Raw genomic sequence first — 7,486 nt, 5'->3', positions numbered from 1 at the left:
TACTGTACATTATTTTCAGTATAGTCCAGCGTATCATTGACTAGAGTCATGCTCCAGCATGCCTAGTCGGAGATGGTTAAGGCAATTTTGCCCAAAACGGATCCCTGTTCCAGCAGCCGGTGAGCGGCAGCCGCTTCGGCCAGGGGAAAGGTGTGGCTGAGCCGGATGCGCAGTTGGCCCTGGTCGATGAGGCGGGCGCACTGCCGGAGGATCTCCGCCTGGTTTTGCCGAGCAACGATGAGGTTCTTCAGCATAGGGGTGAGCATCAGCTCAAAGCTCACTCGCAAGTTGCGGTCGCGGGCCACCCGCCAATCGGTCTCTGGAGCTGGCGCCAGCAGGGTCACGAGATCGCCGTACACGCGCACGGCAGGGAAGGTCTGCTCCAGCACTGGGCCGCCAAGGGTATCGAGAGCAAGATCCACTCCCTCCTCCTCCGTCCAATCCAGAACGGCCCGCACAAAGTCGGTCTGGCGATAGAAGATGGGCAAGCTGGCCCCCAGCAAACGGACAAACTCGGCCTTTTCCGGCGTGCTCACGGTGGTAGCCACTTGGCATCCCCGCAGACGGGCCAGTTGGACGGCCACATGGCCAACACCCCCTGCCCCGGCGTGGATGAGCACCTTTTGGCCGGCCTGCAGCCGTCCCCGGTCGTAGAGGGCTTCCCAGGCGGTGATCAGCACCAGGGGAGCGGCGGCAGCCTCGGCAAAGCTGAGGGTTCTGGGCTTGGGAGCGACGAAGCGCTCATCGACCACGATTAGCTCGGCGTAGTTCCCCGCCTCTCTGCCCAGGCCGCCGTGGCAGAAGTAAACTTCGTCCCCAACCCGAAACTGCCTGACCCCAGATCCCACGGCTTCTACAACGCCGGCGCCATCGCATCCCAAAATGGCCGGCATCTCCTCGGGGTAGAAGGTGCCTCGCCGCCGCAGCTTGGTGTCGATGGGGTTGACGCCGGCGGCCTTGAGGCGGACACGCAGCTCCCGCTCGCCGCGAATCTGCGGGTCGGGCACCTCCTGCAGTTGCAAGACCTCCGGCCCACCCGGCACGCTCATGAGGATGGCTTTCATCTTCTCAAGTGTTCAGGCTCGGTTTGCTCGACTTGCTGCCCCGCGATTGCCGCCGCGCTCCTGAGGATACACCGGCAAGGGGGTCTCTGAACAATGGTTAGTAGCATAAGCCAAGAGAACCGCTCCAGGGATCCCTTGCCCTAAACTAAGCTTCGGAGTTGTGGAGGCAAGCGGTAGCCCATGCCCGCAGGTGGTTCTGGCTCTCTCGGCGGCAAGGCACGGTCAAAAGCAACTAGAGCTGGCCTGGGATCGCGCTCCTGGCTCGGCTGGGGTAACCCAGCCTATTGGGATGCTGCTGGGCTGATGCTCCTGGGGAGCCTGCTCATCGTCTACCGCTGGCGGGGCACCCTGCTGCTGTTGATTAACCCCGCCTATGTAAACGTGGCTCTGCTGGCCGGCCTGTGCCTGCTGGGCCTGGGGATTGGCCGGTGGCGGGGGGCCAAAGTCGCGCCCTCGGAAAGCCATGTCTCCCTGTTGGGGTCGCGCCTGGGGGCGGCGCTCTTGATCCTGACGGCGCTGCTGGGGTTTTGGGTCGAGCCCCGTCCCCTCTCCAGCCAGACGGCCCTCAACCGGGGGGTATCTCCCTATTTGGGTGCCTCTCGCAGCCAGCCGCAGGCTTTTCGTCCCAAGATTGATCCACGCCAGCGCACCCTGCTGGACTGGGTGCGCACCCTGGATGTCTACCCGGATCCCTATACCTATGAAGGCCAGCCGGTGCAGGTGCAGGGGTTCGTCGTTCCTGACGAGCAACCTGACCACTTTGTCATCGCTCGCTTTTTGGTGAGTTGCTGCGCTGCCGATGCCTACCCGGTCGGCTTGCCGGTGCGCTGGCCCCGCTCGGAGGAGCTGGCTCCGGACAGTTGGCTGCGTCTGGAAGGGCGGATGGCCGTGGAGCAACGGGATGGCCAGCCTCAGTTGGTGATCCTGGCCGATCAGGTGGAGCCAATACCGGTGCCGGCCAATCCCTACGCCGACGAGTAGGTTAGATGTCGGTTTCGCTGAGTTTAGCGCTCATGTAATCGAAGGGCTCGGCCACAAAGCTGTAATCCTCGTCGGAGCCGAGCAGCTCCAGGGTGCGCTGCTTCATGTTCTGGATCCCAATCACTGTCGGGGCAATCGGCACCCCCAGGGAGTTGTAGGTTTCCCGCAGACCAGCCAGGACGCGCTCGTCCAAGATGCTGGTATCAGCGGCCACCAGGGCGTAGGAAGCGTAGCGCAGGAAGTAGTCCATATCCCGCAAACAGGTGGCGTAGCGGCGGGTGGTATAGGCGTTGCCGCCCGGACGGATTAGATCCGGCACCTGGGCAAACATGGCCGCAGCAGCCGTCTTGACAATGTCCACCGAGTTGAGGTTAATCACCTGCACGGCCTGGATGCGCCGCAGACCCGAATCGTAAAAGGCCTTGAGCGCGTCCATGGCATTCCGATCCAAGTAGCGGCCGGCCAGGTCATAGGTTTTGATCAGTGTGGTTACGGCATCCCGCATATTCCCAACTCCCTTCCTGTAACTCTATGTAAAAGTAGCTTGAGATGAGAATTTTGCCGGCAACGTCCAAAGGCCAACCTTGGAAAATCGAGCCAGAGCCCAACACCGGCAGCGCTCCGAGCTCCCCGCTTGCCCCCAGAAGTTTAGCATGCGGGGGGTTCTTTCCCGCCTTCTCCTCAGCCAATGGCAGATGTTGTTACGAAAATGTAACTTTTCTGCAACGCTCTAGGGATCCGGCAGCAACACCCGCAGCGGCTTGAGCTGACCTGCTTGGCTGTGCCCCAAGCCCAAAAATTCTCCCTCTCCGCTCATGACCCGCAGGGTCTCGGCAGTGGCCTGAGCCGGATCCAGAGGAATGGCCTGACCTTGTCGCCAGCGCTGCGCCTCAGCCGGAGATAAGAATACTGAGTTCCAACTGCGAAATCCCCACTCAATCGGCAACAGGGCAGCAGCGGGATCGGCGGATCCCTGCCACTGCTCCAGGGGCAGGCTCTCTTCGCTGCGAAAAGGGCCACTTTGCAGCCGTCGCAGGCGGCTCATCAAGCCTCCGCAGCCCAATTTCTCCCCCACGTCGCGGGCGAGGGCGCGGATGTAGGTGCCGGGGCCACAGGCGATCTCCAGATCCACTTCCGGGAACTCGCCAGAGCGCCAGCCCAAGATCTGCAGGTGTCGAATCACTACTCTCCGCGGCTCCAGCCCCAGTTCTGCCGCCTCTGCCCCGGCCCGGGCCAGCTCGTAGAGCTTTTTCCCCTGCCGCTTGATGGCGCTGTAAAGAGGCGGCACCTGCCAGATCTCGCCGACAAACTCCCGCAGACATTCCTCCACCTGCTCGCGGCTCAGCTCCGGACAAGGGGATCCCACCTGGATCTGCCCCTCGGCATCGTCGGTGTCGCTGCGCTGCCCAAAGCGAAAGGTGGCCCGATAGACCTTGTCCCCCGACAAAAACGCCAAAAAGCGCGTCGCCCGCCCCACGGCAATGGGCAGAACTCCCGTTGCCGCCGGATCCAAAGTGCCGCCATGCCCCACCTGGCGGGTGCGCAAGACCCGCCGCACCACCGCCACACAGTCGTGGGAGGTGAGCCCGGCCGGCTTATCCAGGTTGAGAAAGCCCTCCAGGGATCCCACGCTGCCCATCACCCATCAGTCATTGATCAGTAATTAAGATTTGTAACCGAACTGCCGCAGCGCTTAACATAGGGTTGATTTCTGTCTGCGAGTTGGAAGCACCTATGGCGCAATCTGGCCTGTTTCCTCAGCCTATCTGGCAACGCCTGTTGATGATCGCCCCTTTTTTCCTGTGGGGCTCGGCGATGGTGGCCATGCGAGATGCCCTCTCCGAGACCACTCCTCTCTTCATGGCCATTCTGCGGCTGTTGCCAGCCGGGATCCTGGTTTTAGCCTTTCGGCTTTGGCAAGGGCGGGCCTCTGCGGCCTCTCAGCCCTGGCATCCCCAGGGGCTGCGGGGGTGGCTGTGGGTCTTGACCTTTGCCCTGGTGGACGGCACCTGTTTTCAGGGATTTTTGGCGCAAGGGTTGAGAGAGACCGGCGCCGGGCTGGGATCCGTGCTGATCGACTCGCAGCCGCTGGCGGTGGCCCTGATGGCCACCTGGTTTTACCGGGAGCGGATGGGATCCCTGGGCTGGCTGAGTCTGGGGCTGGGCGTGGTCGGTATCAGCCTTATCGGCCTCGGCGGGGAAGGATCCCTGCAGGTGGGGGCCGGCGTGGTCTGGATGTTGCTGGCTTCCCTGTCGATGGCCATTGGCACCGTGATGATGCCGAAGGTGGCGGAGGTGGCGGATCCGGTGTTGGCGACAGGCTGGCACATGGTATTGGGCAGCCTGCCCTTGATCCTGCTCTCAGCGCTAACAGAAAGCGAGCAATGGCAGCACCTGAGCGGCGCCCACTGGCTGGGCCTGCTCTACGCTTCGGTGATGGGGAGCGCCGTGGCCTACGCCCTCTTCTTCTACTTCGCCTCTCAGGAAAATCTCACCGAATTCAGCTCCCTCACGTTTCTCACCCCCATCTTTGCCCTCCTCTTCGGCAGTACCTTCCTGGGCGAGACCCTGACGCCGGTGCAATGGGTGGGAGTGGGCATTACCCTGGTCTGCGTGTATGTCATCAACCACCGGCAGGAGTGGCAGGAGCGCCTGCGCCTGGCCTGGCCAGGGATCCTCTCGGAGCTGGGCCTGGAGTTCAGCACCGTCGAGATCCGCGATGGCCGACCCGACTAAGGGAGCCTTCTCCTAGGGGGGCAGAAACCCCATGGCATCCCGCGCTTTTTGGAGGGTTTGCTCGGCCACGGCACGGGCCTTGGCGGCATTTTCCCGCATCAGCCCGTGGAGGTAGTCGGGGTCACTCGAGAGCTCCCGGTAGCGCTTTTGAATGGGCTCCAGGATGGCGATAATGCTGTCGGCGAGGAGGGGCTTGAACTGTCCCCATCCCATCTCGGCGCACTCAGCCGCCACCTCCTCCTTGCTTTTGCCGGAGGTGAGCATGTAGATCGTCAGCAAATTGTGGGCCTCCGGGCGTGCCGGGTCGTCGAAGGCAATGCCCCGAATCGAGTCGGTCTTGCATTTTTGGATCTTCTTGCGGATCGTGTCGGGGTCGTCTAGCAAGTGAATGCGGCTGAAATCCGAGGGATCCGACTTAGACATTTTGCGGGTGCCATCGGTCAAGCTCATGATCCGCGCCCCCTGCGGGCGAATCAGCGCCTCTGGGATCACAAACACCTCCCCAAAGCGGTCGTTAAAGCGGCGGGCAATGTCCCGACACAGCTCGATGTGCTGCCGCTGATCCTCCCCTACCGGCACATACTTGGGCTGGTAGAGGAGAATATCCGCTGCCTGCAAAATCGGGTAGCTGAACAGGCCAACACTCGTTTCCTCTCCCTGCTTCTCTTTTTTTTCCTTGTACTGGATCATGCGCTCCGCCCAGTTCATAGGGGTGATGGTGGTGAACAGCCAGGCCAGCTCCGTGTGGGCGGGCACGTGGGACTGCACAAACAGCACACAGTGCTCCAGGCTGAGGCCACAGGCCAGGTAGAGAGCAAACAAAGAACGGGTGCGCTCCCTCAGCAGCTTGGGATCCTGGGGCACAGTAATGGCATGTTGATCCACAATGCAGAAGAAGTTCTCGTAGCGCTCCTGCTCGGCCACCCAGTTTTTAATGGCCCCCAAGTAATTGCCCAGGTGCAACTCGCCGGAGGGCTGGATTCCAGAAAGCGTGCGCGGCTTGGCCATAGGAAAAGCGATCTCAAACGCCAACAAGAGGGAGGACGAGAACCAAGAAAGTCTTTGTTCAGGATATCAAGAGAGCCGCAACCCGTTGGTTTATGAGGGAAGAAAGACAGCAACCCGAAACCATGGCAGACCCGGAGCCAGAACTGCTGCGTGCTGCCAACCACTACGTGCTGCTGATCCCGGGCCTGCCAGAGCAATTTCTCACCCCCGAGGAATTGCAGGAGTTCCTTGTGCGGCTGTTGCAGGAGCACCCCCATCTGGTGGATGCAGATCTGGCCCGCTATCCCACCCCTCAAGCCCAGGCGCAACGGCTCATCGACACGGCCTGTGAGGTGGAGGTCTCCCCTGGCGAAACCGTGCAGTGGCATCCTGTACGCCTGCGCAAGCGCCCCTCAGCTTCTTCTCGCCCCGGCCAGCATCCGGCTTGAGGCCACGCACGGGATCCCATAGGCATGCTACAACCCAAAGAAGAGATACCCTGTCCTGCGCTCTAAGGGGGTCAATCATGCCGCGCAGCATGAAGAACGACAACTTCATCGACAAAACCTTCACCGTCATGGCTGACCTGATCCTGAAGCTGATGCCGGGGGTGAGTCCTGAGCAGAAGAAGGCCTTTGCCTACTACCGGGACGGCATGGCGGCCCAGAGCGAGGGAGAATATGCCGAGGCTCTAGAAAACTACCGAGAAGCCCTGGCCCTGGAGCAAGACGACGAAGACCGCAGCTACATCCTCTACAACATGGGCCTGATCTACCAGAGCAATGGCGAACTGGACAAAGCCCTGGAGTACTACCACCAGGCCCTGGAGCTGAACCCCCGCCTCTGTTCTGCCCTAAACAACATTGCCGTCTTGCTGCACCACAAGGGCGAGCAGAGCCTGCAGGCCGGGGATGAGGAAACGGCAGAGGCCCTGTTCGATGAGGCGGCTCAATACTGGATCCGCGCCATTCGCATTGCCCCCAACAACTACATCGAGGCGCAAAACTGGCTCAAGACCACGGGACGCGCCAACCTGGAGCTGTATTAAGTCTTCCCCCAAGTACCCCAGTTCAGCTAGATTGACCAGAAGTCAAACCTGCTGGCGGAAAGGAAGGATGCTGACACGAGAAGAGGTGCAACATGTTGCCCACCTGGCGCGGCTGGAGCTTACGGAAGAAGAGGAAATCCAGTTTACCGAGCAACTGGCCGATATCTTGGCCTACGTGGAGCAACTGAAAGAACTGGATACGGAAGGGGTAGAGCCCACCTTTCATGTGCTGGATGCGGAGCTGCCCACTCGCCCCGACCAAGTGGAGCCCTACCCCAATATCGAAGGGATCCTGGCCAACGCTCCCGACCGCGCTGACATGTTCTTCAAGGTGCCCCGCATCCTAGAAGGGGAAGATTAGCCCAACTGGCAAGCCCTGCAGCTATGAGCTACAGCAGCTTTTGCTCTTTGGGGGGGGGAGGAGGCACATCCAGGGCCGGGTTGCACTCGAAGAAGCCCAACGGCTTGAGCAGAAAGCCGATGTAGCTAACCGGCATCACCGGCCAGTCTTCGGTGCGGGGGAAATGGTTGCAGCCAAAGCTGTACCAGAGCACCAGGCGGGTATTCTCAAGCGAGCGGTTGGCTTGCGTCCATCAGAACCTCTGGGGTACTCCCGCCACAGCGCAGCTTGGCGGGCTGGAGGATAGGCGGTGAGACGAAGGGGTTCAAT

The 7,486-nt window shown here is 61.3% G+C and carries 10 protein-coding genes; 5 read left to right on the top strand and 5 right to left on the bottom strand.

What is annotated here, in order from left to right; genetic code table 11:
- Positions 1 to 62: 62 nt before the first annotated feature.
- On the bottom strand, positions 63 to 1,064 hold the full coding sequence (locus NW846_RS11990) for a zinc-dependent alcohol dehydrogenase family protein (RefSeq protein ID WP_011430188.1): 1,002 nt from the start codon (positions 1,062 to 1,064) through the stop codon (positions 63 to 65).
- Positions 1,065 to 1,367: 303 nt separating this feature from the next.
- Here NW846_RS11990 and NW846_RS11985 point away from each other — a divergent pair, with 303 nt between their 5' ends.
- Positions 1,368 to 2,045 (top strand): TIGR03943 family putative permease subunit, encoded by a 678-nt coding sequence (locus NW846_RS11985; protein WP_011430190.1) that lies wholly within the window; start codon positions 1,368 to 1,370, stop codon positions 2,043 to 2,045.
- A gap of 1 nt (position 2,046) precedes the next feature.
- On the opposite strand, the gene apcB is transcribed toward NW846_RS11985, so the two are convergent.
- Together apcB and truB are read right to left on the bottom strand one after the other, a co-directional pair.
- On the bottom strand, positions 2,047 to 2,550 hold the full coding sequence (gene apcB, locus NW846_RS11980) for an allophycocyanin subunit beta (protein ID WP_011430191.1): 504 nt from the start codon (positions 2,548 to 2,550) through the stop codon (positions 2,047 to 2,049).
- A 225-nt stretch (positions 2,551 to 2,775) separates the two neighbouring features.
- The gene (gene truB / locus NW846_RS11975; protein ID WP_414347909.1) at positions 2,776 to 3,684 is read right to left on the bottom strand and encodes a tRNA pseudouridine(55) synthase TruB; all 909 of its coding nucleotides are present in this window, start codon (positions 3,682 to 3,684) and stop codon (positions 2,776 to 2,778) included.
- A 95-nt stretch (positions 3,685 to 3,779) separates the two neighbouring features.
- Between truB and NW846_RS11970 the strand changes: the two genes are divergently transcribed.
- The gene (locus tag NW846_RS11970) at positions 3,780 to 4,781 is read left to right on the top strand and encodes a DMT family transporter (RefSeq protein WP_414347905.1); all 1,002 of its coding nucleotides are present in this window, start codon (positions 3,780 to 3,782) and stop codon (positions 4,779 to 4,781) included.
- Positions 4,782 to 4,793: 12 nt separating this feature from the next.
- On the opposite strand, the gene trpS is transcribed toward NW846_RS11970, so the two are convergent.
- The gene (gene trpS / locus NW846_RS11965) at positions 4,794 to 5,789 is read right to left on the bottom strand and encodes a tryptophan--tRNA ligase (RefSeq protein ID WP_414347902.1); all 996 of its coding nucleotides are present in this window, start codon (positions 5,787 to 5,789) and stop codon (positions 4,794 to 4,796) included.
- 122 nt (positions 5,790 to 5,911) lie between these two features.
- Between trpS and NW846_RS11960 the strand changes: the two genes are divergently transcribed.
- From NW846_RS11960 to gatC, 3 genes are all read left to right on the top strand, one after another.
- The gene (locus tag NW846_RS11960) at positions 5,912 to 6,217 is read left to right on the top strand and encodes a chlororespiratory reduction protein 7 (RefSeq protein ID WP_099813191.1); all 306 of its coding nucleotides are present in this window, start codon (positions 5,912 to 5,914) and stop codon (positions 6,215 to 6,217) included.
- A 77-nt stretch (positions 6,218 to 6,294) separates the two neighbouring features.
- Positions 6,295 to 6,816: a photosystem I assembly protein Ycf3 gene (locus NW846_RS11955; RefSeq protein ID WP_011430196.1), complete on the top strand. Its 522-nt coding sequence runs from the start codon at positions 6,295 to 6,297 to the stop codon at positions 6,814 to 6,816.
- A 67-nt stretch (positions 6,817 to 6,883) separates the two neighbouring features.
- Positions 6,884 to 7,177, top strand: a complete 294-nt coding sequence (gene gatC, locus NW846_RS11950) for an Asp-tRNA(Asn)/Glu-tRNA(Gln) amidotransferase subunit GatC (RefSeq protein ID WP_011430197.1) — start codon at positions 6,884 to 6,886, stop codon at positions 7,175 to 7,177.
- A 28-nt stretch (positions 7,178 to 7,205) separates the two neighbouring features.
- Here gatC and NW846_RS11945 read toward each other — a convergent pair whose 3' ends face one another.
- Complete coding sequence (locus tag NW846_RS11945; protein ID WP_414347897.1) at positions 7,206 to 7,370, bottom strand: hypothetical protein; 165 nt, start codon at positions 7,368 to 7,370, stop codon at positions 7,206 to 7,208.
- Positions 7,371 to 7,486 lie beyond the last annotated feature (116 nt).

It is taken from the genome of Synechococcus sp. W60.3 (genome assembly GCF_047502615.1).
Taxonomy (GTDB): Bacteria; Cyanobacteriota; Cyanobacteriia; order Thermostichales; family Thermostichaceae; genus Thermostichus.
Note: the sequence above shows the minus strand (reverse complement) of the source record. Positions and strands in the feature narration are given on the sequence as shown.

Coding starts and splice junctions, on each gene's coding strand:
- NW846_RS11990 (WP_011430188.1), bottom strand. CDS start 1,064: ATGAAAGCCATCCTCATGAGCGTGCCGGGTGGGCCGGAGGTCTTGCAA.
- NW846_RS11985 (WP_011430190.1), top strand. CDS start 1,368: ATGCTCCTGGGGAGCCTGCTCATCGTCTACCGCTGGCGGGGCACCCTG.
- apcB (WP_011430191.1), bottom strand. CDS start 2,550: ATGCGGGATGCCGTAACCACACTGATCAAAACCTATGACCTGGCCGGC.
- truB (WP_414347909.1), bottom strand. CDS start 3,684: ATGGGCAGCGTGGGATCCCTGGAGGGCTTTCTCAACCTGGATAAGCCG.
- NW846_RS11970 (WP_414347905.1), top strand. CDS start 3,780: ATGGCGCAATCTGGCCTGTTTCCTCAGCCTATCTGGCAACGCCTGTTG.
- trpS (WP_414347902.1), bottom strand. CDS start 5,789: ATGGCCAAGCCGCGCACGCTTTCTGGAATCCAGCCCTCCGGCGAGTTG.
- NW846_RS11960 (WP_099813191.1), top strand. CDS start 5,912: ATGGCAGACCCGGAGCCAGAACTGCTGCGTGCTGCCAACCACTACGTG.
- NW846_RS11955 (WP_011430196.1), top strand. CDS start 6,295: ATGCCGCGCAGCATGAAGAACGACAACTTCATCGACAAAACCTTCACC.
- gatC (WP_011430197.1), top strand. CDS start 6,884: ATGCTGACACGAGAAGAGGTGCAACATGTTGCCCACCTGGCGCGGCTG.